We start from the raw sequence: 26,649 nt of genomic DNA, 5'->3' as shown, positions 1-26,649 counted from the left end.
TGCGCGTTGCGCACACGGATAACCGGAGAGGGTCGGATCGTTTACTGCATGGCTTTGCTGCCAAGGCACTGCTTGGTCTTGGTGTTGTAGTTGCCGCATTTCGTCGGCGCGCTCCAGTCGGAAATCAGATCCTTGGAGCCGGGCAGGTAATCGGACCAGGCATCACCTTTCACCAGACCGTCGGTTTCCCAGACCACGGCGAACTGGCCGTCATCCTGGATTTCGCCGATCAGTACCGGCTTGGACAGATGGTGGTTTTCGTTCATCACCGCCATACCGCCAGTCAGGTTCGGGGTTTCCATGCCGATCATGGCTTCCGCCACTTTATCCGTGTCCGTGGATTGGGCTTTTTCTACGGCCTTCACCCACATGTTGAAACCGATATAGGTGGCTTCCATGGGGTCGTTGGTGACGCGTTTGTCGTCCTGGGTAAAGTCGTGCCACTGGGCGATGAAGGCATCGTTGGCGTCGTTGTAGACACTCTGGAAGTAGTTCCAGGCGGCCAGATGACCCACCAGCGGGCCGGTGTCGATGCCGGACAATTCCTCTTCACCCACGGAGAAGGCCACCACGGGAATGTCCTGGGCGCTGACGCCCTGGTTGCCCAGTTCCTTGTAGAAGGGCACGTTGGCATCGCCGTTGATGGTGGAGACCACCGCGGTTTTCTTGCCCTGGTTACCGAAGGCCTTGATGTCGCTGACAATGGACTGCCAGTCGGAATGCCCGAACGGGGTGTAGTTGATCATGATGTCCTTGTCTGCCACGCCCTTGGACTTCAGGTAGGCTTCCAGGATCTTGTTGGTGGTGCGCGGGTACACATAATCGGTACCGGCCAGCACGAAGCGCTCCACACCCAGTTCGTTGATCAGGTAGTTGACCGCGGGGATGGCCTGCTGGTTGGGGGCGGCCCCGGTGTAGAACACATTCTTGGACGACTCTTCACCCTCGTATTGCACCGGGTAGAACAGCAGGCCGTTGAGTTCTTCCACCACTGGCAGCACGGACTTGCGGGACACGGAAGTCCAGCAGCCGAAGATCACATCCACGCCTTGCTGGCTGATCAGTTCTCGGGTTTTTTCGGCGAACAGGGGCCAGTTGGAGGCCGGGTCAACGACCACGGGTTCCAGCTGCTTGCCCATCACGCCGCCCTTCTTGTTCTGCTCCTCGATCATCATCAGAACCGTGTCTTTCAGGGTGGATTCACTGATGGCCATGGTGCCGGACAGGGAGTGAAGCACCCCGACCTTGATGGTGTCAGCGGCCATGGCGGCGCCGCTGTAGATAAGGCTGCCGGAAAGCATGATTCCTGCAGTCAGTCGTTTCAGTGTGTTTGAAAATTGCATGGCAAAACTCCTTGTGGTGTAGCACTTACATCTGTAGTTGCAGACCCAGTACAAAGGTGTCGTTATCGCTGAACAGCTCGTCGTTACGATCCTGGTAAGCGGCACTGATACGGGCGTTATGACCCTTGATGATGTAGTTCAGATTGAACTCGCTGATGTCACCCTCGGCGCCATCGGTCACTTCACCCTCGGTGTAACGGATCACCGGTTGCAGCCGGCCCGGACCGATTTCCTGGGGGAACAGGAAGCCGGCCAGCACGAAGTAGCCTTCGCTTTCGTCGCCGCCCAGGCCGCCCAGACCGTCGTACTGGTAATAGGCGCCTTCGAGAGTCACTGTTCCGGCGCCGGTGTTTTTCTCGAACAGGGCATCCACGCTCCAGGCGGAGTCAGACCCCTGGCTCTGGCCAACCAGACCTACCGCCAGAATGTCCTTCTCGCCGTAATAGGTGCTGGAGTTGTAGTAGCCCGGTTCCGGGTCGAGCAGGTTGAGAGTGAGTCGGCCGCTGTACAGCAGATCATCGTCATCCTCGGCGGGGACCGGATCCTCCGGACCTTCGGTGACCGAGAACTGCCACTTGAACTGGCCCTCGTTGGCCTGGCCCCAATAAGCGACGCCGTCGTCACGACCGGCGAAGATGGCCGGATAGGCTTGCACGGACGGGAAATTCCAGGTGGTCAGATAGTACGGCCCGGACAGGTTGGAACGATCACTGGCGGGCAGGAATCGGCCGGCCCAGATGTTAAAGGTGTCGGAATACTCGAACCGGGCAATGGCATCGAGCACCCGCACCTTTTCTTCCACACCGTCGTATTCGGTGTTCACGGTCATCTTGATGTTGTCGGTGACCTGGCCGTTGATGTACAGCCGCACACTGTCCAGATTGAAATCACTGGAGCTGGATTCACCGTCAGGCGCTGCGTTTTCCACACTGGTAAAGCTGGTGCGCAGGCCTCCGCCCACAGAGATTTCCGGATCGATATCGGCACTCATGGCTGATATCGGTGTGATGAGAGCGGCCATGGCAAGCGCGCTCGTTACTGCTTCCTTTCGTAACATGGGTATCCCCCCATTGATGAATGAAAAAGGTCACTGTGTATCAGTCGTCGTTGTCTGCCTTGCCGCTATGCATCCGGGCTTCATGAAGCATGTGCAGCGTTATTTTCCGCACTTCATTGCGTGAGCTTTCGATATGAGCGCGCAGCTGAATCTGCGCCTGCTCGCAGCGGCGATGCTGAATGGCTTCCAGAATGGAACTGTGTTCCTGATAGGTGGCATCAATACGCGGTGGCTTGGTGAAATCCAGGCGGCGAATGATGCGCAGACGTTCGGTCAGGTCATGATGAATGCGAGCCATCTCGGTGTTGCCAGCGGCTTCCACCAGCATTTCGTGAAAGCGCTCATCCAGTCGGCTGAGAGTGTTGCCGTCTTCCAGTCTTTCCGATTCCGGCACGCACCAGATGCGAATCAGGTCATCGAGTTTGGGTGAGTTGTTTTCCTGCTCGCAGATCTTGCGTACCGCGGCACATTCAAGAATGGTGCGCACATCGTAGAGTTCTTCGAAGTAATCGAAGTCAAAGGGTTTGACCTGCCAGCCGCTGCGGAACAGCACATCCACATAGGATTCCCGTTGCAGCCGGAACAGGGCTTCACGAACCGGAGTGCGTGAGGCGCCCATGCGTTCGGCAATCTCGTTTTCGCTGAAGCGGTCACCGGGCATCAGGCGAAAGTCGAAGATGTCGCTTTTCAGCTGCTGATAGATGCGGTCCGCCAGGTTGCTGGATTTTTTTTCTTTATGCGCTTTCATGGCATTTCCTCTCAGGCCACCGCTTTCGGGTCGATGACCAACACCGGATCCCCGGCATGGATGATGGAGCCGGGCTGGCAATGCAGACCGGTGACCTTGCCGCTGGCATTGGCGACGATTTCGAATTCCATCTTCATGGCTTCCACGATCACCAATGGCTGGCCTTCGCTGACCTGTGAGCCTTCTTCCACCAGCAACTTCCAGACATTGCCGCTGATTTCGGCGCTGACCAGATGGCCATCTACCTGGCCGATATCCGTTTTACTGCCCATCAGCGCGGATTCCACTGCCGCGTCTTCGTCTTGCCAGCGCGCCACTTCCTCTCGGAAGGCCACATCGCGGCGGGCGTTGAAATCGGCAATTTCCTGTTCGTTGTTTTTCAGGAATTGGCGATGCTCGGCCAGGCTGAAGGGCTCTTCGCTGATCTCCACCTGCAGGTGGCCGTGGCGGAAGGCCTCGCGCATCTCGGTGAGTTTTTCCTCGCTCACCGGGTAGTAGCGGACCTGATCGAAAAACTTCAGCAACCAGGGCTCACCACTGTGGAACTGGGCGTTCTTCAGATGTTTGTTCCAGATCGGCAGGGTGCGACCCACCAGCTGGTAGCCGCCGGGGGAATCCATGCCGTAGATGCACATGTAGACGCCGCCGATACCCACGGTGCCTTCGGCGGTATAGGTGCGCGCCGGGTTGTACTTGGAGGTCATCAGGCGGTGGCGCGGATCAATGGGTACCGCACAGGGGGCCCCCAGATACACATCCCCCAGGCCCAACACCAGATAGCTAGCACTGAAAATAATGTCGCGCACCTGGTCCGTGGATTGCAGGCCGTTGATGCGGCGAATGAATTCCACGTTGTTGGGCAGCCAGGGGGCATCCTGGCGAATGGTTTCCTGGTAACGGATGACCGCATCCAGGGTGGCGCTGTCTTCGAAGGCCATGGGCAGATGCAGGACCCGGGAAGTCACGACCATGTCGTCCACACTGCCGATGGTCTTTTCACGGTCCAGCAGTGTGTTGACCAGGCGGTCCTGATCAAGGCGGCGGGAATCGTAATGGACCTGCAGGCTGCGTACCCCCGGCGACAATTCCAGAATGCCCTCCACCGGTGACGCCTTCAGGTTTTCCATCAGCGCATGGACACGCATGCGCAGGGCAAGGTCGAGCACGTTGTCGCCGTACTCGATAAGGATGTACTTGTCGCCGGCCTGCCGGTAGACGATCCGCGGTACATGACCGTTGGCATCTATCTCCGCCAGCATGGTGGAAGAGGTAAAGGTGTGGCTGTGATCGGTCACCGCCGGGTTGACCAGCGGAATCACACCCAGGTTTTCAATGGACGCATCCTGGGCGTCTTCCATGGCCTTGGCCTCGGCGAAGCTGATTGGCGAGAAGCGGATGCTGTCCCCGGGTTTCAACTGGCCCACTTTCCACAGCTCGGCCTTGGCGATGGTCACCGGGCAGACGAACCCCCCAAGGCTCGGGCCATCCTTGGTCAGGATGACCGGGAAATCACCGGTGAAATTGATGGAGCCGATGGCGTACTCGTTGTCGTGAACATTGGACGGGTGCAGCCCGGCTTCGCCGCCATCGGTACGGGTCCAGCTCGGCTTGGGACCCACCAGGCGAATGCCCAGCCGGTTGGAGTTGTAATGCACCTGCCAGTCGGCGTTGAAGAATTCTTCAATGGCATCTTCGCTAAAGAAATCCGGCGCCCCATGGGGGCCGTACAGCACCTTGATGTCCCATTGTTGCGGGTAGTCCGGGATCAATCCGTTTTCGACCGGGTGCGGCTCGGCCACCGGCGCCGGGGTGGGGCACCCCTCCAGCTGCGGCTGACAGATCGACAACACGTCACCCTTGCGCAGGGTGCGCCCACCGTGGCCGCCAAACTTGCCGAGCACGAAGGTGGATTTACTGCCCAGGTAGTCGGGGACATCAATGCCGTTGCGCACGGCAATATAGGTGCGGCAACCGTTTTCAACCTTGCCGGTGGTGAGGGTCTGGCCGGCCTTGACGGTGATGGGTTCCCACAGGGGTACGCTGACACCATCCAGTTGCGCCGGGCAGGCCGCACCGGTAAGTGCTACCACGGTATCGCAATGGAAGGTGAGCGAGGGGCCCACTAGGGTGGCTTCCAGGCCGGCGGCGCTGTCATGGTTGCCGACGATGCGATTGGCCAGACGAAAGGCAAAGTCGTCCATGGGTCCGGACGGCGGTACACCGATATCCCAGTAGCCGGCCCGGCCAGGATAATCCTGCACCGTGGTGTAGGTGCCTGGCTCGACAACGTCGAAGGCCCTGGGCGTATAGGTAAAGGTTTCCAGATAGCGAGTGGAAACGGTGCCGGCAATGACATTGTCGTCGCGCAGAATCTGGCGCAGGTAGTCCAGGTTGGTGGCGATGCCCGAGAGGCGGGTTTGTGCCAGGGCGGTCTGCATCTTCTTCAGGGCGTCGGCACGATCACTGCCATGGACGATGACTTTGGCCAGCATGGGATCATAGTGAGGGCTGACCACGGTACCGGTGTCCACCCAGCCATCCAGGCGGATATTGTCCGGGAAGCGCACCTCGGTGAGTTCGCCCGGGCTGGGCTGGAAATCTTTCAGCGCATCTTCGGCGTAGATGCGCACTTCCATGGAAGCCCCCTGGCTGGTGTAGCTGTCATCCAGTGGCGGACGTTCGCCGCCGGCCAGTTGCAACATCCACTGCACCAGGTCTACGCCGAATACGGATTCGGTGACGCCGTGCTCCACCTGCAGGCGGGTATTCACTTCCAGGAAATAGAATTCATCACGCTCGTCGTCGTAAATGTATTCCACCGTGCCCGCAGAGCGGTATTTCACGGTCTGGCCCAACCGCACCGCACTGGCGTGCAGTTTTTCCCGGGTCGCCTGTGGCAGATTGGGCGCCGGGGTTTCTTCCACCACTTTCTGGTTGCGACGCTGCAGGGAACATTCGCGCTCGCCCAGGGCCAGCACGGTACCGTTACCGTCACCGAAGATCTGCACTTCCACATGGCGGGCCCGCGCCACAAAACGTTCGATAAAAACGCCGCTGTCAGAAAAGAAACTTTCCCCGAGCCGCTTTACCGACTCAAAGGCAGCGACCAGTTCGTCTTCGTTGTTGCAGCGGGACAGGCCGATGCCGCCACCGCCGGCGGTGCTTTTCAGCATCACCGGGTAGCCGATCTGCAGTGCGGCCTGTTTGGCGTCGTCCAGGCTTTGCAGCAGGTCGGTACCGGGGGCCAGTGGCACGCCGGCTTTTTCGGCGATGGCACGGGCTTCATGCTTGAGGCCGAACTCGCGCAGTTGTTGCGGGGTCGGGCCCACGAAAGCGATGCCGTTGGCGGCGCAGGCTTCAGCAAACTCGGCGTTTTCGGAAAGAAATCCGTAGCCGGGAATAATGGCCTCGGCGCCGGTGTCTTTGGCGGCCTGCAGAATCAGGTCGGTTTTCAGATAACTTTCTGCGGCGGTCTGGCCGCCCAGGGATACCGCTTCATCCGCCACGCTGACGTGCTGGCTGTTGCGATCCGCCTCTGAATAGACCGCCACCGAGGCAATGCCCATCTGCTTCAGGGTGCGACAGATACGCACCGCAATTTCACCCCGGTTGGCGATCAGCACTTTCGTTAACATCAGAGGGACTCCTTCTTGTTCAGCGCGGCGATGTAGTTTCTCCAGCCGCCCAGTTCGGTAATGTCGGTGGCGTCGTCGATGGCCCAGGGCTCGCAGATGAACCCCTTCACCCAGCGGCCATCCACGGTTTCCAGGCTGCCAATGCCAAGCGGTGCAGGAATCAGCCCGACAAAGCTGCCGAAGTGTTCGAGGGGCATTTGCCACAGTTCGATGGGGATGCTGGCGCCGCCGTCTTTTTCGTTACGTATCAAGCCGGGCTTGGGCGGCACCGTGTTGGCCAGGGCATAGAGGCGATAGCAGGGAGCGGTGTGGGTGGCTTCCAGCAGCACCGCGTCGCGTTCCACCAGCTGACTGTTCAGTGGCATGCCGCTGAGGTGGGCACCGACCACCGCCACGGTGATGGAATCATCATGGTTATCGCTGGCGGCACTTTTTTCCGGTGCCGGCAGTGCCTGACCGGTGGCGCCGGCCTGCCAGGGCTGGTGCTGTTGCCAGCGCTGGCCGAATTCCGCCAGGGCATGGTCTTGCCAGGCGGGGGCAATCAGGGTGATGCCGCCGGGCAGGCCGTCGTCCCGAAAACCGCCGGGCAGGGCCAGGGCACACAGATCCAGCAGGTTGACGAAGTTGGTCCAGGTACCCAGTTGGCTGTTCAGGGTGATGGGATCGTTGCGTACCGCGTCGCGGGTATAGATGCCCGGGGTGGTGGGTAGCAGCAGGGCATCCACACCGGCCAGCAGGTTGTCTGACTGACGTTTGAGTTCGGCCAGACGATATTGGGCGCGGAAACTGTCAACGGCGCTGATCTGTGCCGCCGGTTCCAGGATGTCACGGATCACCGGTAACAGGGCTTGTGGTGTTTCCTGCAACAGGGTGTCAGTGACAGAGAAACGCTCGGCTATCCATGGGCCCTGATACAGCAGGGCTGCCGCATCCTGCAGCACGGTAGTATCCACGGTAACCAGCTCGGCAAGACTGCTGAGGCTCTCCAGTTGTTGTTCCCAGAGCGCCTTTGCCCTGTGGTCACCGAACCAGGGCAGATCGTGGGGAATCCCCAGCTTCGGTCGTGCGGGCAGTCCGGTTTTCTGCCGTGACGGCGCCGGACGGCTGAAAGCATCGTCGCTATCGAACTGGCCGATAAGGCGATAAATGGTCCGGGCATCTTCCACGTTCAGCGCAAACACGCTGACGCAGTCCAGGGTTCTGCACGCGGGCACCACGCCTCGAGTGCTGATGGCGCCGCGGCTGGGTTTCAGGCCGACGATATTGGTAAAGGCCGCGGGTACCCGCCCGGAGCCGGCTGTGTCGGTGCCCAGCGAGAAGGGCACCAGCCCCAGGCTGACGCTCACCGCCGAACCGGAACTGGAGCCGCCGCTGAGGTAGTCGCCGTTGAACGGGTTGGGCACTTCCCCGTAAGGGGAGCGGGTGCCGACCAGTCCGGTGGCAAACTGATCCAGATTGGTTTTGCCCACTACAATCGCGCCGGCGTCGCGCAGCAGTCTGACCACGGTGGCGTCTTCCTGCGGTGTGTAGGCAAAGGCGGGGCAGGCCGCCGTGGTCGGCATACCGGCCACATCAATATTGTCTTTCACCGCGAAGGGAATGCCGAAGAGAGGCAGGGACGGATCCGTCAGGGCCTCGGCCCGGGCGACCAGGGAGGACTCGTCCAGCAGGTGAATCCACAGGGCGCGCTCGCTGTCGTGCAGCAGTGTCGCCAGTTGTTTCATGGCCTGTACCGGGGTGAGGTCACCGCTGCGGTAGGCCGCCTGCCATTGTCGAAGAGTCCAGCCGATCATTCGTTTAGCACACCTGTTTGTATACAAGTTGGTATGCGGACTAGTGCAAACCCGGTGCCAAACAGACAGAAAAAATTTAAGTAATTGTTTTTACATAAATTAAATGTCGAAGGGCTGACCAGGTTGGTGGGATTTGTCAGGCTGGTGTGCGTCATGCTGATGCAGCTGCGCCGTAACAGTGCAAAAGGTTGCGTTGTGCAAGATGTCGCCATGGGCGGCGGCGATGGCGGGAACAGGGAGGGATTATTTCCGCTCTCGGCCTGGCTTTGGCAAAGTGAATCAAGGTGTCAGATCAAACAGGAGACGGATATGTCCTCGCGGGCTCTGGTCGTGGAAGGGGGTGCCATGCGCGGCATTTTTGCCGCCGGGGTGCTGGATGCCTTTCTGGAGAAAGATTACCGGGAGTTTGATTTTGCGGTGGGCGTATCCGCCGGTTCCACCAACCTGATCGGTTACCTGGCCGGAGATCATGGCCGCAACCGGCGCATCATCACCGATCACGCCTGCCGCCCGGATTTCATCAACTGGCAGCGTTTCATGGCCGGCGGTCATTTGTGCGATGTGCACTGGCTGTGGCATCAATCCTTACGGGATGTGCCGCTGAGTCTGGACCGGTATTGGCAATCGCAGACGCCGCTATGGGTGGTGACCACTTCCGTGGAGGACGGCGAGCCACGGTATCACCACGCGACGCCGGACAACCTGGACGAGATCATGACAGCGTCCTGTTCCATTCCTTTTGCCTACCGACAATTTCCCACGGTGGACGGGCATCCCATGACCGATGGCGGGGTGGGCGATTCCATTCCCGTGCGCTGGGCCTATGAACAGGGCGCCAGGGATATCACCGTGGTGCTGTCACGGCATCAGGGTTATCGCAAGAAACCCAGCCCGCTGGCACCCCTACTGAAACCCTGGGTCAGGGAAATGCCGGGGTTATATGCCGGTATGCGGAAACGCTCGCAAACCTACAATGACGCACTGGCGTTCATCGAGAACCCGCCCGAGGATTGCCGACTCACAGTGATTGCGCCAGACCGCGGCTTTCCGGTCAGCCGCTTGACCACCCATGGCCAAAAGCTGGAGCAGGGGTATTGGCAGGGGCATCAGGCCGCGTCGGTGATGTTGGGCGAGCCGCTTTTCGAAGCGGTGGGGTGAGGGCAGCCTGCAAAACAGCGCTGCCGGCAAGTCGTGTTGACTACCTGCTGCTATCCGACTCGTCACAGCGCCAGGTCCAGGCTTCCAGCTCCATGCGTTGAATGCCACGGTGATGGTTCTCCATCAGAAAGACACGCCGGTCTTTCAATACCGCCCGGTTGCCGTCGGCTTTTTTGATGGCCTTGAGCAGTTTCTTTTTGGCGTTGTTTTCGATCCAGGCGTCGCTGAACAGCAAGCCCTGCAGTTTGCCGCCGGTTTCTATAGAGACAGTGTCACCGGGCTGGCAGCCGCTGGGGGGCGTTTTCAGGAGTAAGACCTTGTCAGCCTGACTGCTGGCGGCCAGAAGTAGCAATCCGATACTGAGCAGTCTGCGCATAGTGGCTCCTTTTTTGTTGTTATTCACAGGCCCGGCGCGCCTTTTCCACGTTTTCCCGCAGGTGTTGCGGGTTGATGGTGCCGGCGATGATACTGCCGACGCCGGCAGTGCCAAGGATCTTGTTCATGCTTTCCTGTACCGGGTCTTGTCCCTCGCTGCACAGGTGGCCGCTGGCAAAGGCCTTCTTGATAAGAATGCCCTTGTGGTGACTGGCGGCGTGCTCGATGACCGGCACTTCTTCGTCATGGGCCAGGTTGTAGGTGACCATGGCCACGTCTGCTTGTCTGAGGGTGTCGATACCCCCGGCCACTGTCTTGGTGGACATGCCGGTGGCGCGGATCAGGCCCGCCTTCTTCAGATCGTTGAGCGCGTCAAGCGTACCCATGTTGAGAACGTCCAGATCGTTCCCGTCCGAATGCACCAGAACGCAATCCAGGTAGTCGGTGTTCAGCCGCTTGAGACTGCGTTCCACCGAGGCACGCACATGTTGCGGGGAGAAATCGAAGTGGCTGTCGCCGCTGTCATTATCGAATTCCTCGCCCACCTTGGTGACGATAACCCAGTGCTGGCGGTCCCGGAGCAGTTGCCCCAGTCGTTCTTCACTGCGGCCGTAGGCCGGTGCGGTGTCGATCAGGTTCAGGCCTAGGTCCCGGGCCTGGGCCATCAAATCGGTCACTGCCGCGTCATCGGGAATGGTAAAGGCGCCGGGGTATTTCACGCCCTTGTCGCGGCCGATTTTCACTGTGCCCAGACCGAGGGCGCTGACGGTCAATCCTGTGTTGCCCAGCGGGCGCATGAAGGCCATGAAAGCTTCCTTGTTCGTCTTGCCGTAGGAGCGTCGCTGGCGGCAGGACAAAAGCAGTTGAAAGTTCAAAGTTCAAAGGCGCGTCTGACCGCTTCTGCCACGTTGATGCTGTGCTCGCGTACAACAGTAGAACGCGGGCAGAGAGAGTTCAAAGTCTGAAAACCGGCCTCGCGCTTTTAAACTTTCAACTTTGAACTTTTAACTCAACCTATCGCGCCGCCAACGACGCTCGCTCCTACGGAGGGTAATCAAAAACAGCGATGCCAATAGGGCACGCCCATGGGGGCTTTTTCCAGCGTTTCCGGCACCGTTAACGGCTCCCCTGGTTTCAGCCCACTCTCTTCCACCAGCGCCATCACTCTGTCGCCCAGGTCCGGGGCCAGGGTGAGCTTGGTGGGCCAGGCCACGATCAGGTTGTGATCGCGGTGGGCGTAGGCGTTATCCGGTTTTACCAGGGCCTGCTGTTTCGGTTCGGCCCGGGTTACGTTGAGAACGGCGAACTGGGCCTGGCTGAAATCGAGCCAGGGGAACAGGTGTTTCAGTTCGTCGCGGCCAGCGGCCAGTTGTTCCTCATCGCTGCGTTCCACGCCCCGTTCCGCCAGGTCGCCGCCCAGATACCAGACCACCTTGCCGTCCGGGCAGTCGTGGGTGGTGACGGTGAGTACCGGTTTGTTGCTGGTGCCGACACAGTGAGCATAGAGGCGGTGGCCCAGATCGTGTTTCACCAGCAGCATTTTCAGTGGCCGCAGCTGGCTGTGTTCCTCTGGCAGCAGGCGGGCCTGGTGGGCGCCGTCCAGCAGTGCCGGGTTGCCATTGCCGGCGGACAGGATGGTCAACGTCGGCTCGATACGCTGGCCATTGACGGTCACCGCCTTCAATCCTTGCTCTCCCCATTCCAGAGAATCGCGTTCCCTGTCGAAGGCCAGCAGGCGTTCACGTACCGGCGCGGCCAGGGTGTCGATCAGTGATTCGGTGTTGATGACCAGATCATCCAGCTTGTAGACATTGCCCTTGAAGGCCTTGTCCGCCAGCGCTGAGGGGAAATGGTCCCGCTTCAGCTTTTCGATGCGCCCGCGCAGCATCTTGCTGGCGAAGAAGTTGGTCATGCGCGAGGCCACTGAGCCACTGGACCACATGTGCTGGGTGTCGCTGAGTACCTGCAGCTGGCGCAGGTCCACCGGATCGTTGCCGGCCATGGCCGCGCGCCAGCGGTCCGGCATGGCGGCGATGGATTCCGACTCGCTGGACAGGTTGCCGCCCAGGGCATACTTGAGGCCGCCGTGAATAATGCCCTGGCTGGCCAGGGTCTGGTCGCCGCCGAGGGAGTCGGTTTCCAGCAGCAGGCACTGGTAACCGGCCGCGTTGAGCCGGTTGATCAGCCACAGGCCGGCGATGCCGCCGCCGAAGATCAGAATGTCGGGTTTCAGAGGGGAGTTGCTCATGGCTCACCATCGGAGAAAGTTGCCGCTATGCTAGCATAGACGGGCCGGACCTCAGACGTCCGGCGTCCGACGTCCGACACAAGAAACCCTATGCGACCCTTTTACTCTGTCATCTGGTATTTACTGCTTCCTTTTCTGTTCCTGCGGCTGTGGCTGCGGGGGCGGCAGGCGCCGGCCTACCGTCAGCGCTGGAAGGAGCGCATGGCCTGGGGGTATCTCCCCGGTACCCTGAAAAACAGTCTCTGGGTGCACGCGGTGTCGGTGGGGGAAACCCTGGCGGCGGTGCCGATGATCGAGCGGTTGCTGGCGGATTATCCGCAGATGCCGTTGCTGGTGACCACCACCACACCCACCGGTTCAGAGCGGGTGAAAGCCCTGTTCGGCGATCGGGTGACCCATGTGTATTGCCCCTGGGAGCTGCCCACGGCATTGAACCGTTTTCTGCGCGCTTTTGATCCGAAAATGGTGATCGTGCTGGAAACCGAACTGTGGCCCAACCTGTGTGCAGCGGCGAAACGTCACGGTGCCAGATTGATGCTGATGAACGGGCGCCTGTCGGAGAAAAGCTACCGGGGCTACAGCAAGTTTCCCCGCCTGGTGCGGCCGATGATGGCCCGCTTTGATGCCCTGGCCGTGCAGACCCCGGTGGAACGGGAGCGCTATGTGGCCCTGGGGGCCTGGCCGGAACGGGTGCATGCCATCGGCAGCGTGAAATTCGACATGACACTGGACGACACCGTGCGTCAGGGGGCGGACGCCTTGCGCGCGATGATTGGCGAACGCCCGGTATGGATCGCCGCCAGTACCCACCCCGGGGAAGATGAGCCGGTACTGGCGGCGCACAAGGCGTTGCTGGAAACGGCACCGCAGACCTTGCTGGTGCTGGTGCCCCGGCACCCGGAGCGTTTCGACGGCGTCGCCCAGTTGATTCGTCAGCAAGGGCTGGGGCTGGCCCGGCGAAGCAAACAGGACACCGTCACTGCGGACACCCAGGTGTACCTGGCTGATACCATGGGGGAGCTGCTGATGCTGTTTGGGGTGGCGGACGTGGCCTTTGTGGGCGGTTCCCTGGTGCCGGTGGGGGGGCACAATTTGCTGGAACCTGCAGGCTGGGGAAAGCCGGTTGTGACTGGCCCACACCTGCACAACTTCACCGCCATCTCGGGGCTGCTGGATGACGCTGGCGCCCTGACCCTGGTGGAGGATGCGGATGCCCTGGCCATTACCCTGCAGGGCCTGTTCCGTAACCCGGCGCAACGCCAGCATCAGGGACAGGCAGCGGCGGCGGTTGTCGAAGCCAATCGTGGGGCGCTGGAGAAAGGGCTTCAACTGATTAGTGAACAGTTAAAGGGGGTCTTGTAGGAGCCATGCTTGCATGGCGAACCCCGCGAAACGAGGAGAGCACCGCAAGGGGAGAAGGCGTATCCGATTTCTCAAGTGAGATTCGGAGGAATGTTGCAACGCCTTTTCCTCGCTTGGGCTCGGTTCGCCATGCAAGCATGGCTCCTACACTGCTCTTCAGTACCGCGCGTCCGGTACCAGGGCGTCGCTGCGGCCTTCCAGATCCGGCTGGTAGATGTTCAGGGTGTCGGTCTCTGACAGCCACTGGTTGATGGCCGCCAGGTCGCCCTGTTGCAGATCGCCGGTGGTGGATTTCAGGGTCAGGGAATTGATGATGTAGTCGTAACGGGCGTTGGCGTAGTCGCGCTCGGCAGCGAACAGGGCTTGCTGGGCGTTGAGCACATCCACCACGTTACGGGTGCCGACCTCATAGCCTGACTGGGTGGCTTCCAGGGCCGAGCGGGCGGAGCGGATCGCCTGTTTGCGAGCGCTCACGCGCAGGGCATCGGATTCCACCGTGCGGTAGGCGCTGCGAGCCTGCTGGATGATGTCACGCAGGGCCTGCTGGTACTCATAGACGGCCGCATCCGCGCGCAGGGAGGCTTCCTTGCGACGGCTGTTCAGGCCGCCCCCCTGAAACAGGGGCATGGTGACTTCCACCCCGATCTGTTTGGTGTCGCTGTCCGGGTTGACCCCGGTAGAGAAGCCTGTGGCGCTATTATCTTCAGGAATGGAGTTGGCATTCTGGTATTGGGCGACGAATTGAACCTGGGGAAGCTGGGCGCCCAACTGGCGTTTGGCCGTTTTTTCGGTCAATTCGGAATTAAACCGGGCGGCCAGAACCTGGGGGTTTTGGGCGCGGGCCTTGTCGATCCAGTCATTCATGTCCGCCGGTTGCGGGCCCTCAACGGGCAGATCCTCTTTAAGCTCCGAGAGCGTTTCCCAGCGCTGGCCGGTCAGGGTTTCCAGCTGGTCACGGGCGATATCATATTGTTGCTGGGCCACGATCAGATTGACCCGGGTCAGGTCATAGGTGGCCTGGGCCTCCTCCACATCCGTGGCCGGCACCAGTCCCACGTCAAAGCGTTCCTGGGTTTGTTCCAGCTGGCGACCAATGGCTTTTTCTTCAGCCTTGGCCGACACCAGGGTGTCCCAGGCGCGCAGCACGCCGAAGTAGCCCTGGGCCACGCGCAGGACAAAATCCTGCCGGGCCTGCTGGAAATTGGCCTGAGCAATATCGGTGCTCGACTTGGCTTCTTTGTAGCCGTACCAGGCATCCACGCGGAACAATGGCTGCGTCAGTTGTACCGTGGTGGTCTCGGTGCCGAATTCCTGGGTGACGCCCAGATCCTTCAAGTCACGCTCTGTGTCATAGCGGCCATAAGTGGCGGAGACAGTGGGGAACAATGCCGCGCGGCCCTGTACCAGCAGTTGTTGATCCGCGTCCCAGCTCATGCGGGCGGCACGCCAGGTGCCGTCATAGCTCCAGGCGGCGTTGGCGATCTGGACCAGATCGGCGGCGTGAACGGAACTGGCCAGCGAGGTCAGCATGAGAACGAGAATCTTGGTTGGGCTGCGCTTCATTCTGGTGCACTCTTTCCTGGGTGAGTTTGGTCATTATAGTACTGGCTGGTACAGAAAATTGATACGGCTTCTGTCACACCGGCACCGCGGTTGTTTGGCCGATAGGCGCTGGCGTATAGTGTCCGCCATTCCTGTCTTTTCCCAAGTATTCTGGAGGCCGACGTGCCAGACGATCAGCGCCCCGTCACCGCTAGTACCATTGATGAATCCTGCCAGCCTATCGCCGGTTCGCAAAAAATTTATGTCACCGGCTCGCGTCCGGACATTCGTGTCCCGATGCGCGAAATTCGCCAGAGTCAGACCCCGCTGGCAGACGGAAAGTTCGAGGATAACCCGCCTGTCACCGTTTACGATACCTCAGGCCCCTACACCGACCCGAACGTGACCATTGATGTCCGGAAGGGGCTGGCGCCGATTCGTCTGAACTGGATTCAGGAGCGCGATGATACCGAGCAACTGGACGGTTTGACCAGTGTTTACGGCCGCAAACGCGCCAACGACCTGAAAACGGCGGGCCTGCGCTTCGAGCACACCCGCACCCCGCGCCGGGCCAAAGCCGGCAAGAATGTCAGCCAGATGCACTATGCCCGCCAGGGCATCATTACCCCGGAAATGGAGTTTATTGCCATCCGCGAGAACCAGCGGTTGCGTGAACATCGGGAAGCGGGGCTGCCCACCGAACAGCATCCCGGGCAGGATTTCGGTGCCAGCATTCCGGCAGAAATCACCCCGGAATTTGTCCGTGACGAAGTGGCCCGGGGCCGGGCAGTGATTCCGGTGAATATCAATCACCCGGAAATCGAGCCGATGATCATCGGCCGCAATTTCCTCACCAAGATCAACGCCAATATCGGTAACTCGGCGGTGACCTCCTCCATCGAGGAAGAGGTGTCCAAGATGACCTGGGCCACCCGCTGGGGCGGCGACACGGTGATGGACCTGTCCACCGGCGACAATATTCATGAAACCCGTGAATGGATCCTGCGCAACTCGCCGGTGCCCATCGGCACCGTGCCGATCTATCAGGCACTGGAGAAGGTCAACGGCATTGCCGAGGACCTGACCTGGGAAATCTTCCGTGACACCCTGATCGAGCAGGCCGAGCAGGGGGTGAGCTACTTCACCATCCACGCCGGTGTACTGCTGCGTTATGTGCCGATGACCGCCAACCGGGTTACCGGCATCGTTTCCCGTGGTGGCTCGATCATGGCCAAGTGGTGTCTGGCGCATCACAAGGAAAACTTCCTTTACACCCACTTCGAAGACATCTGCGAGATCATGAAGGCCTATGACGTGACCTTCAGTCTTGGCGATGGCTTGCGGCCCGGTTCCATTGCCGATGCCAATGACGAGGCCCAGTTCAGCGAGCTGCGTACTCTGGGTGAGCTGACCAAGATTGCCTGGCAGCACGATGTGCAGGTGATGATCGAGGGCCCCGGTCACGTGCCCATGCACATGATCAAGGCCAATATGGACGAGCAGCTGAAGCACTGTGGCGAAGCGCCGTTCTATACCCTGGGCCCGCTGACGATTGATATCTCCCCTGGCTACGACCATATCTCCAGCGCCATTGGCGCCGCCATGATCGGCTGGTATGGCACGGCCATGCTCTGCTATGTGACGCCCAAAGAGCATCTGGGGCTGCCCAACCGGGAAGATGTGAAAGAGGGCATTATTGCCTACAAGATTGCTGCCCATGCGGCAGACCTGGCCAAGGGGCATCCTGGCGCCCAGTTGCGCGACAATGCCTTGTCCAAGGCCCGTTTCGAGTTCCGCTGGGAAGACCAGTTCAATCTGGGACTGGACCCGGACCGGGCGCGCCAGTTCCACGACGAGACCCTGCCCAAGCAGGCTCACAAGGTGGCGCATTTCTGCTCCATGTGCGGGCCCAAGTTCTGCTCCATGAAGATCAGCCAGGAAGTGCGCGATACCTATGGTGATGGCCGTGCCCAGGTCGCGCAGGCAGAAGCGGGCATGGAAGAAAAATCCCGGGAATTCCGTGAAAAGGGCAGTGCCCTTTATCATGAAGCCAATGAGTGATTTGACGCCGCCGTTTGGCCCCGATGACGTGGAAATCCTGGAGCGGGACACCCCGTTCCAGGGCTTCTTCCGGGTCGACACCCTGACCCTGCGCCACAAGCAATATAACGGTGGCTGGGGCAAGCCGGTGCGCCGGGAATTGTTTGTGCGTCCGCGGGCGTCGGCGGTGCTGCCCTATGACCCCCGCCGGGGTGAAATCCTGCTGGTGGAGCAGTTCCGGGTGGGGGCACTGGAGTGGCGGCAGTCTCCCTGGTGTCTGGAGTTGATCGCCGGCATCGCCGACAAGGACGGGGAAAGCGCCGCCGATCTGATCCGCCGCGAAGCCGTGGAGGAAGCCGGTATTACCCTGGGGGAAATGGAGTCCATTGCCGCCTACATGCCCAGCCCGGGTGGCACCAACGAACGTCTGCAGGTGTTTGTGGGGCATGCGGATCTTGCTGATGCAGGCGGCATCTTTGGTTGCCCGGACGAGGGGGAAGATATTCGTGCGGTGACCGTGCCGGTGGCCGAAATTCCCACCTTGCTGGAATCTGGCCTGGTGGATAACGCGGCATCCCTGATTGCCTTGCAGTGGTTGCTGTTGCACCGCGACCGGCTGGATGCGGCCTGGGAAAGCGCATGAAGCGACGCGACCGCTACCGGCTGGATTTCCGCGCGCTGATGAGTCAGTGCGAGGAAAACTATGCCCGCATGTTACCGCTGATGAATGCCATGGGTGAGCGCGACAGCATGAATGTGGAGCTGGGCCACAGCCACCACACCCATACTTTGCAGATGCGAGTGCTGGAGCGCTCCCCCTACACCACCACCGTGCGCCTGGAAGATCAGGAATTACTGGATGTGCTACCGGCATCGCGGCTGACGGTGCGGCTTTATCACGATGCCCGGCTGGCGGAAGTCACCGAGGCGCGCCCCTTCCGGCGGGTGAATGCCCGCTATGCCTACCCCAACCGCCATATGCACCAGCGTGATGAAAAAGTGCAATGGAACCGCTTTCTGGCCGAGTGGCTGCGTCATGTCCATGATCATGGGCGCGATGGCGGTCAGGACTGGCGCCAGCGAGTGACCGGGAATTCCTGAATGCTGCCGGAATGCGTGCGGCTGTAAAGAATTGCTAACCACTTCCTGATCTGGAACGTCTTTCCTAGAAAAGTGCCATCATCTTGGTTATAAGTGATTGAAGAGTATTGAGGGAATGCTCGGGAGGCGGTGTTTGGCCCCCCAAACGGGAATAATAAATCGAGGACGGGAGCGGGGATCTTGACGCAGCAGTTGCAGCCCCTTCGAGTGGTGCAGTTATCGGACTGCCATCTGTTTGCCGATACGCAAGGCAAGCTGTTGGGTCTGAATACCCAGTTCAGTCTGGAAAAAGTACTGGAACTGATCCGTCGCGAGCAGCCCAGCCCGGACCTGATTCTGGCCACCGGGGATCTCTCCCAGGATGCCTCCTTTGAATCCTACCAGCGACTCGGTCAGGCCCTGTCATCGTTCAGCGCGCCGGTTTACTGGTTGGAAGGCAACCACGACAAACCGGCCCCCATGCTGCAGGCCCTGGATTGTGACCGCGAGCGTATGAGTCCCTGTGTGCTGGAGATCGGCAACTGGACCATTGTCATGCTCGACTCCACCATTCCTGGCGAAGTCCCCGGTGACCTGTTTGACGAAGATCTGAAATTTCTCGATGAGGCCCTGGCCAACGCCCGTGGTGAGCACCTGATGGTCTGCCTGCATCACCATCCGGTGCCCATGGACTGCGCCTGGCTGGACACTCAGGTGGTGGGCAGCGCCGAGCAGTTTTTTGCCGTCATAGACCGCCACCCCCGTGTGCGCGCCATTATCTGGGGTCACGTGCACCAGGAATACGATGACCAACGCAATGGCGTCCGCCTGCTGGCCGTGCCCAGCACCTGTGTGCAGTTCAAACCGAAAAGCGAAGACTTCGCCGTGGACGAGAGCAATCCCGGTTACCGCTGGCTGGACCTGTACCCGGATGGCCGCATTGATACCGCCGTCAGCCGGGTGGAGGGCATTACCTTCGAGGTGGACTTCAGCGTCAAGGGCTACTGATTTAGTTAACAGCGCGCGGACGGCGGTGTTCCGGGCTGGTATGTTGGAGGCCGCGTGCAGATGATGGATGCGGCCTCCTGCGTTTAAAGAGAAAAGACTTGACTGCGCTGACTGGGCGGGCAGCCTTGTTCACTGTTCACTGTTCACTGTTCACTGTTCACTGTTCACTGTTCACTGTTCACTGTTCACTGTTCACTGTTCACTGTTCACTGCTTCATTCTTCGACCTGTTGAATTCCTATGGCTCCAGAAACCTCCCTCATCTACATTCACGGCTTCAACAGCTCGCCGGCGTCCCACAAGGCGGCCCTGTTGCGGCAGGTGTTCGAACGGGCCGGCTGTCCTGAGCGCCTGCATGTGCCTGCGCTCCCGGTGGAACCCAAGGCGGCCATGGCGGAGCTGGATGCGGTGATTGCCGGTGCCGGGCCGGTGGCCTTGCTGGGCTCGTCCCTGGGGGGCTTCTATGCCACCTGGCTGGCCGAGCACCATGATTTGCGGGCGGCAATCGTAAATCCTGCGGTTCGACCCTGGCGACTACTGGACAAATACACAGGTATCCAGCATAACTATCACACCGGCGAAGCCTGGGAATTCAACCCGGCCTGGCTGGACGAGCTGAAGCGGTATGAAGTGCCGGCCATCAGCCAGCCGGAAAACCTGCTTCTGCTCACCCAGACCGGTGACGAAACCCTCGACTGGGAAGACGGCTGGGACTATTACGGAGACTGTCACCGCTATTGCGGCTTGGGTGGCAGCCACGGCTTTGATAACTTTGACGCCTTCATTCCGCTGATACTGCGGTTTTGCGGTGTAAGTCTGACGTCGGATGCCTGAAGTCTGACGCTACAAACTGTTTGTCAGTCGCCCGACGTCTGACCCTGAAAGCAAGATACTCTATGTCCAATACCTATACGTCCGAAAATATTGAAGTGTTGTCGGGCCTCGACCCGGTGCGCAAGCGTCCGGGGATGTACACCGATACCTCCCGCCCCAACCACCTGGCCCAGGAAGTCATCGATAACTCGGTGGATGAAGCCCTGGCCGGCCATGCCAAATCCATCAAGGTCACCCTGCTGAAGGATGGCGGTGTGGAAGTGGAAGACGATGGCCGCGGCATGCCGGTGGATATGCATCCGGTGCAGAAGAAACCGGGTGTGGAAGTGATTCTTTCCACGCTGCATTCCGGCGGCAAGTTCTCCAACAACAATTACCAGTTCAGTGGCGGTCTGCACGGGGTGGGTGTATCCGTAGTGAATGCCCTGTCCACCAAGCTGGAAATCCTGGTCAAACGCGATGGCCAGTTGCACCGGATGGAATTCGGGGACGGCGAAAAGCGCAGCGATCTGGAAGTGATCGACACCGTCGGCAAACGCAACACAGGGACCACCCTGCGTTTCTGGCCGGATGCCAAGTATTTCGACTCGCCGAAAATTTCCGTGTCCCGGCTCAAGCATTTGTTGCGTGCCAAGGCGGTGCTGTGCCCCGGGTTGCTGGTGACCCTGGACAACCAGATCAGCGGTGAGACGGACAGCTGGCAGTTTGCCGATGGCCTGATCGAATACCTGCTGGAATCCGGCCGCGGCTGGGAGCGGGTGCCGGATGAGCCGTTCAACGGCGCCATGAGTGCCGAAACCGAAGCGGTGGACTGGGCGGTGATGTGGTTGCCGGAAGGCGGCGAGCTGGTGCAGGAATCCTATGTGAACCTGATCCCCACTCCCCAGGGCGGTACCCACGTAAACGGGCTGCGTTCCGGGCTGCTGGAGGCCATGCGCGAGTTCTGTGAATTCCGCAACCTGTTACCCCGCGGCGTCAAACTGACTCCGGAAGATATCTGGGACCGGGTTGCCTACGTGCTCAGCGTGAAGATGCAGGACCCGCAATTTGCCGGCCAGACCAAGGAGCGGCTCAGCTCCCGGCAGACCGCTGCGTTTGTGTCCGGCGTGGTCAAGGACGCCTTCTCCCTGTGGCTGAACCAGCACACGGATGAGGCCGAGAAGCTGGCGGACCTGTGCATCAACAATGCCCAGAAGCGTCTGCGTGCTGCCAAGAAAGTGACCCGCAAGAAAGTCACCAGTGGCCCGGCGCTGCCCGGCAAGCTGGCCGACTGTACCAGCGATGACCCTTCCCAGAGTGAAATCTTCCTGGTGGAAGGGGACTCGGCGGGGGGCTCCGCCAAGCAGGCCCGGGATCGGGTATACCAGGCCATCATGCCCCTGCGCGGCAAGATCATGAACACCTGGGAAGTGGATTCTGCGGAAGTATTGGGCAGCCAGGAAATTCACGATATTGCCGTGGCGCTGGGTATCGAGCCGGGCAGCGATGACCTGGGCGGTCTGCGTTACGGCAAAGTGTGCATCCTCGCCGATGCGGATTCCGACGGCCTGCACATCGCCACCCTGATCTGTGCCCTGTTCCTGCGCCACTTTCCGGCGCTGGTGAAGAACGGCCATGTCTTCGTGGCCATGCCGCCGCTCTACCGCATCGATGTGGGCAAGGACGTGTACTACGCCCTGGACAAGGAAGAGCGCGAAGGGGTGCTGGATCGCATCAAGGCGGAAAAGAAACGTGGCAAGGTCAACGTGACACGCTTCAAGGGCCTGGGCGAAATGAACCCGCTGCAACTGCGTGAAACCACCATGGCCCGTGACACCCGTCGGCTGGTGCGCCTGGAAGTGGCCGGCGGTGACGATACCCACCAGCTGATGGATATGCTGCTGAGCAAGAAGCGCGCATCCGATCGCAAAAGCTGGCTGGAAGAGAAGGGCAATCTGGCCGAAGTGTGATGCCTGCGGCAGGTCGGACGTCTGAGGTCGGACGTCTGGCGCAAAAGAATAACCGGTCCTGGCGTTCGACTTCAGACGTCCGACGTCAGATCTGAGCGAATATAGCGAGCAAAAATGGCAGACGAATTTGAAAGTTTTCCCTTAAGGGAATACACGGAAAAAGCGTACCTGGATTATTCCATGTACGTGATTCTCGACCGGGCGTTGCCCAATATCGGTGACGGCCTCAAACCGGTTCAGCGGCGTATTGTTTACGCCATGAGCGAGCTGGGCCTGAAAGCCACTGCCAAGTACAAGAAGTCCGCCCGTACCGTGGGCGACGTGCTGGGTAAGTACCACCCCCATGGCGATTCCGCCTGTTACGAGGCCATGGTGTTGATGGCCCAGCCGTTCAGTTACCGCTATCCGCTGGTGGATGGTCAGGGCAACTGGGGCAGTGCGGACGACCCGAAGTCGTTCGCCGCCATGCGTTATACCGAATCCAAACTGGCCCCCTATGCGGAAGTGCTACTTGCCGAGCTGGGGCAGGGCACGGTGGAATGGGTGCCCAACTTTGACGGCACCATGGACGAGCCCAAGTTGCTGCCCGCTCGTCTGCCCAATGTGTTGCTCAACGGCACCACCGGTATCGCGGTGGGTATGAGTACCGATATTCCGCCGCACAACCTGCGCGAAGTGGCCAACGCCTGTATTCATCTGCTCAAGGATCCGGGCGCGTCCCTGGATGACCTGATGCAGTACATCCAGGGGCCGGACTTCCCCACCGAGGCGGAGGTGATTACTCCCCAGAACGACATCATCCGCATGTATGCGGAAGGCAAGGGCTCACTCAAGCAGCGTGCTGTGTATGAGCGCGAGGAAGGGGATATCGTTATCACCGCCTTGCCCTACCAGGTGTCCGGCGCCAAGGTGCTGGAACAGATTGCTGATCAGATGCAGAAGAAAAAGCTGCCCATGGTCAGCGATCTGCGCGACGAATCGGATCATGAGAATCCCACGCGTCTGGTGATCACGCCGCGCTCCAACCGTGTGGATATTCCCCAGTTGATGAGCCACCTGTTTGCCACCACGGATCTGGAAAAGAATTACCGGGTCAACCTGAACATGATCGGCATCGATGGCCGGCCACAGGTGAAAAGCCTGGACATGATTCTCAACGAGTGGCTGCAGTTCCGCATGGTCACCGTGCGCCGCCGTTTGCAGCACCGTCTCGACAAGGTGCTGGAGCGCCTGCACATCCTCGAAGGCCTGCTGGTAGCCTTCCTCAATATCGATGAAGTGATTCATATCATCCGTACCGAGGATGCACCCAAGCCGGTACTGATGGAGCGCTTCGGTATTACCGATCGCCAGGCGGAAGCCATCCTCGAGCTGAAACTGCGCCATCTGGCCAAGCTGGAGGAAATGAAGATTCGTGGCGAACAGGACGAGCTCAATGAAGAGCGCGAATCCCTGGAAGCCACGCTGGGCTCCATGGCCAAGATGAAGAAACTGGTGGCCAAGGAACTGCAGGAAGACGCGGACAAGTATGGCGACGACCGTCGCTCGCCACTGGTGGAGCGTATTGCGGCGTCTGCCCTGGACGAAACCGACCTGGTCAGTGCCGATCCGGTCACTGTGGTGCTGTCCGAAAAGGGCTGGGTCCGTTCCGCCAAGGGCCATGACGTGGATGTGGTGGGCCTCAGCTACAAGGCCGGCGACAAGTACAAGGCTTCGGCCCAGGGTAAATCCAATCAGCCGGTGTGCTTTATCGACAGCACCGGGCGCAGTTACTCCCTGCCAGCGCATACCCTGCCCAGCGCCCGGGGCCAGGGCGAGCCCCTGTCCGGTCGCGTCAATCCCCCGTCCGGCGCCAGCTTTATGGCGGCGGTGATGGGCAAGGAAAAGGATGCCTATCTGATGAGCACCGATGCCGGTTACGGTTTCGTGGTGCGTTATGGGGATTTGCTGGCCAACAAGAAGGCCGGCAAGACGGTGCTGTCGGTGCCCAAGGGGGCCAAGGTGCTGCCGCCGAAGCCGATTGCCTCCACGGACGATGACCTGATTGCGCTGGTCTCCAACGAGGGACGTCTGCTGGTGTTCCCGGTGAAGGAATTGCCGGAAATGGCACGGGGCAAGGGCAACAAGATGATGTCCATCCCCGGTGCCCGGGTGGCGGATCGGGTGGAGTTCGTGCAGGACATGCAGGTGCTGGGACCGCAGGATGCGCTCACCATCCATGCGGGCAAGCGTCACCTGACCCTCAAGGCCGGCGATCTGGAGCACTACTACGGAGAGCGGGGTCGCCGTGGTGCCAAGCTGCCGCGGGGGTTCCAGAATGTGGACCATATGGCCGTGGAGCGAAAAGGCGAGTAGCACGTTTCCCGGAGAAAAAACGGCACGCCCGACAGCGTGCCGTTTTTTTTGTGCGTCGGTTTTCGGCAGGTCAATGGATCGCGCGGTCGCTTCCCGGGACGGGTCAGCAGACTTGCGTGATGGCGAGAACCGGGTTTAATACCCTCTATGACAGGGAAACGAGTTGGAGTGTCACCATGGCTGCCACGATCACGGGCGTTATTACCGCGCTATTGTTGCTGCTCAATACCCTGATACTGATTGGCCCCATGATGCTGGTGGCGCTACTCAAGGTGATCCTGCCAGGTTCACGAGCCCGCCAGGTTTGCTCCTCGGTGGTCATGGCCATTGCGGAAACCTGGGCCGAAATCTGCAAGGGCATCTTTGCGTTGATGACCCCCACCCAGTGGGAGGTGCGCGGCGTGGAGGAGTTGCGCGGTGACACCTCCTATCTGGTGATCAGTAACCATCAGTCCTGGGTGGATATCCCTGCGCTGATTCAGGCGTTCAATCGCAAGACGCCTTACTTCAAGTTTTTCCTCAAGAAGGAACTGATCTGGGTACCGTTTCTGGGGCTTGCGTTCTGGGCGCTGGATTACCCTTTCATGAAGCGTTACAGCAAGGCGTTCCTGGACAGGAATCCGCATCTGAAGGGCAAGGATCTGGAGATTACCCGTCAGGCCTGTGAAAAATTCCAGGGGATACCGGTGACGGTGGTGAACTTCCTGGAAGGCACTCGCTTTACCGTCGACAAACACCGCAATCAGCAGTCTCCCTATCGGCATTTGCTCAAGCCAAAGGCCGGCGGTGTGGCGTTTGTGCTGGCAGCCCTGGGGGACAATCTGGATGCCCTGTTGGACGTGACCATCCTGTATCCCGAAGGCACACCGCCCGGGTTTTGGGATCTGCTGTGCGGGCGGGTATCACGGGTGGTTATCGATGTGCAGACCCGGGATCTGAATGCGGCCCTGTGGCGCAGTGACTATCAGGAAGACCCGGTGTTCCGGGCGGAAATACAGCAGTGGGTCAGTGAGCTTTGGGCGCAAAAGGATGCGCGTCTGGTGGAAATGGCGGGGGCGGACAATTGTGCCGTGGCACAGACGGGAGAAGCGAGTAACGAGTGACGAGGAGCGAAAGGCATTGCCCGTTTGCGCGGCGGCAAAGGGGCAATGCCAAAGCGAGGGACTATCTCGGCTATCAGTGACCTAGAAGCTCAGTGACGCCGCCAGATAGGGGCCACCCATATCCAGATCCGCGTCCAGATCGCTGACGTCGTCCAGCTCCAGATCCATGTGCTTGTAGCCCAGCTCCACGCCAAGCAGGAAATCCGAACGCCAGCCGATGCGGGCGGTCAGGTCCCGTAGCGTATTGCCGTCGTAGCTGATCGTATCGATCTCGCCACCGACGTAGACGCCTGGGACCGGCAGGTTGAGTCGGCCTGAGGCATGCAGCATGGGCAGGGTTTCATCGAAGTTCTTGGTGGTGCTGACCAGCAGGTTGTCCAGGCTGATGCTGCCCTCGATCTTGCGGACGGTCAGCCCCAGATTCACTTTCAGGGCATTATCCAGCGGCGTGTAGTAGAGGGTGCCGTCGAGGATATCCAGATCAATGTCGGTTTCCACCTTGGTGTTGGCCACAAACAGCTGGCCATTGAACACAAAGGTCCGTTGCAGGCGGTTACTGGCATCATCAGAGAGATCCAGGCTGCGCACCCGCACATTGGGAATCAGCGGCACGGCATGCTCCACGCCCAGATAGAGCACTTGCTGGTTGGCTTCCTCAAAGCCCAGGTCGTCCTGCATATCGATATCTTCGCCACCGGACGCCACCGTGCCTTCAAACTCGGTGTCCCAGCTGTAACCACCGCCATAAACGGCAATGCCCGGTGCCGACCAGGCCAGGGGCGCGGCCAACAGGCCGGCAGCCAGCAGACTGATACGTTTCATGGAAACTCCTGCTTGTGGGTGAAAAGTCAGTATTGCAGGTCTGCAAGGGTGTCACCAAGTCCACAGGGATTCTGGTACCATGCCCACAACAATTACGATTTATTGGCCGGGGCCAGGCAGGTTCGCCCCGGCGCCTGCTGACAGTTACCTATGTTTCTAGATGAAATGCCCGGAAAGTTTCGCTATCCGGCTCCGGAA

At 60.0% G+C, this 26,649-nt stretch carries 20 protein-coding genes; 10 read left to right on the top strand and 10 right to left on the bottom strand.

Going from position 1 to position 26,649, the window contains the following annotated elements; translation table 11 throughout:
* Positions 1–41: 41 nt before the first annotated feature.
* The 5 genes from urtA to atzF all read right to left on the bottom strand — a co-directional run bounded on the left by urtA (position 42) and on the right by atzF (position 8,576).
* Positions 42–1,343 (bottom strand): urea ABC transporter substrate-binding protein, encoded by a 1,302-nt coding sequence (gene urtA / locus A3714_RS12865; protein ID WP_062817177.1) that lies wholly within the window; start codon positions 1,341–1,343, stop codon positions 42–44.
* Between the two features lie 25 nt (positions 1,344–1,368).
* Entirely contained in the window at positions 1,369–2,364 is a 996-nt protein-coding gene (locus A3714_RS12860; protein ID WP_082844806.1) for a hypothetical protein, read from the bottom strand.
* A 76-nt stretch (positions 2,365–2,440) separates the two neighbouring features.
* Positions 2,441–3,148, bottom strand: coding sequence for a GntR family transcriptional regulator (locus tag A3714_RS12855; RefSeq protein WP_063509889.1), 708 nt, complete (start codon positions 3,146–3,148; stop codon positions 2,441–2,443).
* Positions 3,149–3,159: 11 nt separating this feature from the next.
* Positions 3,160–6,783: an urea carboxylase gene (gene uca / locus A3714_RS12850; RefSeq protein ID WP_063525806.1), complete on the bottom strand. Its 3,624-nt coding sequence runs from the start codon at positions 6,781–6,783 to the stop codon at positions 3,160–3,162.
* A complete protein-coding gene (atzF, locus tag A3714_RS12845) occupies positions 6,783–8,576 on the bottom strand; it encodes an allophanate hydrolase (protein WP_063508888.1) in 1,794 nt (597 codons plus the stop codon). Before atzF ends, uca begins: the two co-directional genes overlap by 1 nt.
* Before the next feature lie 309 nt (positions 8,577–8,885).
* Between atzF and A3714_RS12840 the strand changes: the two genes are divergently transcribed.
* Complete coding sequence (locus A3714_RS12840; protein WP_062817172.1) at positions 8,886–9,734, top strand: patatin family protein; 849 nt, start codon at positions 8,886–8,888, stop codon at positions 9,732–9,734.
* Positions 9,735–9,774: 40 nt separating this feature from the next.
* On the opposite strand, the gene A3714_RS12835 is transcribed toward A3714_RS12840, so the two are convergent.
* The 3 genes from A3714_RS12835 to A3714_RS12825 all read right to left on the bottom strand — a co-directional run bounded on the left by A3714_RS12835 (position 9,775) and on the right by A3714_RS12825 (position 12,357).
* Positions 9,775–10,110 (bottom strand): hypothetical protein, encoded by a 336-nt coding sequence (locus A3714_RS12835; protein ID WP_063508889.1) that lies wholly within the window; start codon positions 10,108–10,110, stop codon positions 9,775–9,777.
* 19 nt (positions 10,111–10,129) lie between these two features.
* Positions 10,130–10,915 carry an aldo/keto reductase gene (locus tag A3714_RS12830; protein WP_063508890.1) on the bottom strand — a complete coding sequence of 262 codons (786 nt, stop codon included), beginning with the start codon at positions 10,913–10,915 and terminating at the stop codon, positions 10,130–10,132.
* Between the two features lie 248 nt (positions 10,916–11,163).
* Entirely contained in the window at positions 11,164–12,357 is a 1,194-nt protein-coding gene (locus tag A3714_RS12825; RefSeq protein ID WP_063508891.1) for an FAD-dependent oxidoreductase, read from the bottom strand.
* A gap of 90 nt (positions 12,358–12,447) precedes the next feature.
* On the opposite strand from A3714_RS12825, the gene waaA reads away from it, so the two are divergent.
* The gene (gene waaA, locus A3714_RS12820) at positions 12,448–13,719 is read left to right on the top strand and encodes a lipid IV(A) 3-deoxy-D-manno-octulosonic acid transferase (protein ID WP_063508892.1); all 1,272 of its coding nucleotides are present in this window, start codon (positions 12,448–12,450) and stop codon (positions 13,717–13,719) included.
* Between the two features lie 156 nt (positions 13,720–13,875).
* Here the strand turns inward: waaA and A3714_RS12815 are convergent, their stop codons facing one another.
* Entirely contained in the window at positions 13,876–15,282 is a 1,407-nt protein-coding gene (locus A3714_RS12815) for a TolC family outer membrane protein (RefSeq protein WP_063508893.1), read from the bottom strand.
* Between the two features lie 162 nt (positions 15,283–15,444).
* Here A3714_RS12815 and thiC point away from each other — a divergent pair, with 162 nt between their 5' ends.
* The 8 genes from thiC to A3714_RS12775 all read left to right on the top strand — a co-directional run bounded on the left by thiC (position 15,445) and on the right by A3714_RS12775 (position 25,629).
* Positions 15,445–17,322: a phosphomethylpyrimidine synthase ThiC gene (gene thiC / locus A3714_RS12810; RefSeq protein WP_062817166.1), complete on the top strand. Its 1,878-nt coding sequence runs from the start codon at positions 15,445–15,447 to the stop codon at positions 17,320–17,322.
* Positions 17,315–17,944 (top strand): NUDIX domain-containing protein, encoded by a 630-nt coding sequence (locus A3714_RS12805; protein ID WP_062817165.1) that lies wholly within the window; start codon positions 17,315–17,317, stop codon positions 17,942–17,944. The genes thiC and A3714_RS12805 overlap by 8 nt, the downstream gene beginning before the upstream one ends.
* Entirely contained in the window at positions 17,941–18,402 is a 462-nt protein-coding gene (locus A3714_RS12800) for a DUF1249 domain-containing protein (RefSeq protein ID WP_062817164.1), read from the top strand. The genes A3714_RS12805 and A3714_RS12800 overlap by 4 nt, the downstream gene beginning before the upstream one ends.
* A 180-nt stretch (positions 18,403–18,582) precedes the next feature.
* Entirely contained in the window at positions 18,583–19,389 is an 807-nt protein-coding gene (gene cpdA / locus A3714_RS12795) for a 3',5'-cyclic-AMP phosphodiesterase (protein WP_063509855.1), read from the top strand.
* Positions 19,390–19,628: 239 nt separating this feature from the next.
* Positions 19,629–20,222 carry a YqiA/YcfP family alpha/beta fold hydrolase gene (locus A3714_RS12790; protein ID WP_063509854.1) on the top strand — a complete coding sequence of 198 codons (594 nt, stop codon included), beginning with the start codon at positions 19,629–19,631 and terminating at the stop codon, positions 20,220–20,222.
* 62 nt (positions 20,223–20,284) lie between these two features.
* Complete coding sequence (parE, locus tag A3714_RS12785) at positions 20,285–22,171, top strand: DNA topoisomerase IV subunit B (protein WP_062817161.1); 1,887 nt, start codon at positions 20,285–20,287, stop codon at positions 22,169–22,171.
* A 114-nt stretch (positions 22,172–22,285) separates the two neighbouring features.
* Positions 22,286–24,526 carry a DNA topoisomerase IV subunit A gene (parC, locus tag A3714_RS12780; RefSeq protein ID WP_063525836.1) on the top strand — a complete coding sequence of 747 codons (2,241 nt, stop codon included), beginning with the start codon at positions 22,286–22,288 and terminating at the stop codon, positions 24,524–24,526.
* A gap of 176 nt (positions 24,527–24,702) precedes the next feature.
* On the top strand, positions 24,703–25,629 hold the full coding sequence (locus tag A3714_RS12775) for an acyltransferase (protein WP_063509225.1): 927 nt from the start codon (positions 24,703–24,705) through the stop codon (positions 25,627–25,629).
* Positions 25,630–25,710: 81 nt separating this feature from the next.
* Here A3714_RS12775 and A3714_RS12770 read toward each other — a convergent pair whose 3' ends face one another.
* Positions 25,711–26,451 (bottom strand): TIGR04219 family outer membrane beta-barrel protein, encoded by a 741-nt coding sequence (locus A3714_RS12770; RefSeq protein ID WP_062817158.1) that lies wholly within the window; start codon positions 26,449–26,451, stop codon positions 25,711–25,713.
* Positions 26,452–26,649 lie beyond the last annotated feature (198 nt).

It is taken from the genome of Alcanivorax sp. HI0007 (assembly GCF_001635525.1).
Classification (GTDB): Bacteria; Pseudomonadota; Gammaproteobacteria; order Pseudomonadales; family Alcanivoracaceae; genus Alcanivorax.
The sequence above is the reverse complement of the archived record's forward strand: the minus strand, read 5'-3'. Positions and strand labels throughout refer to the sequence as shown.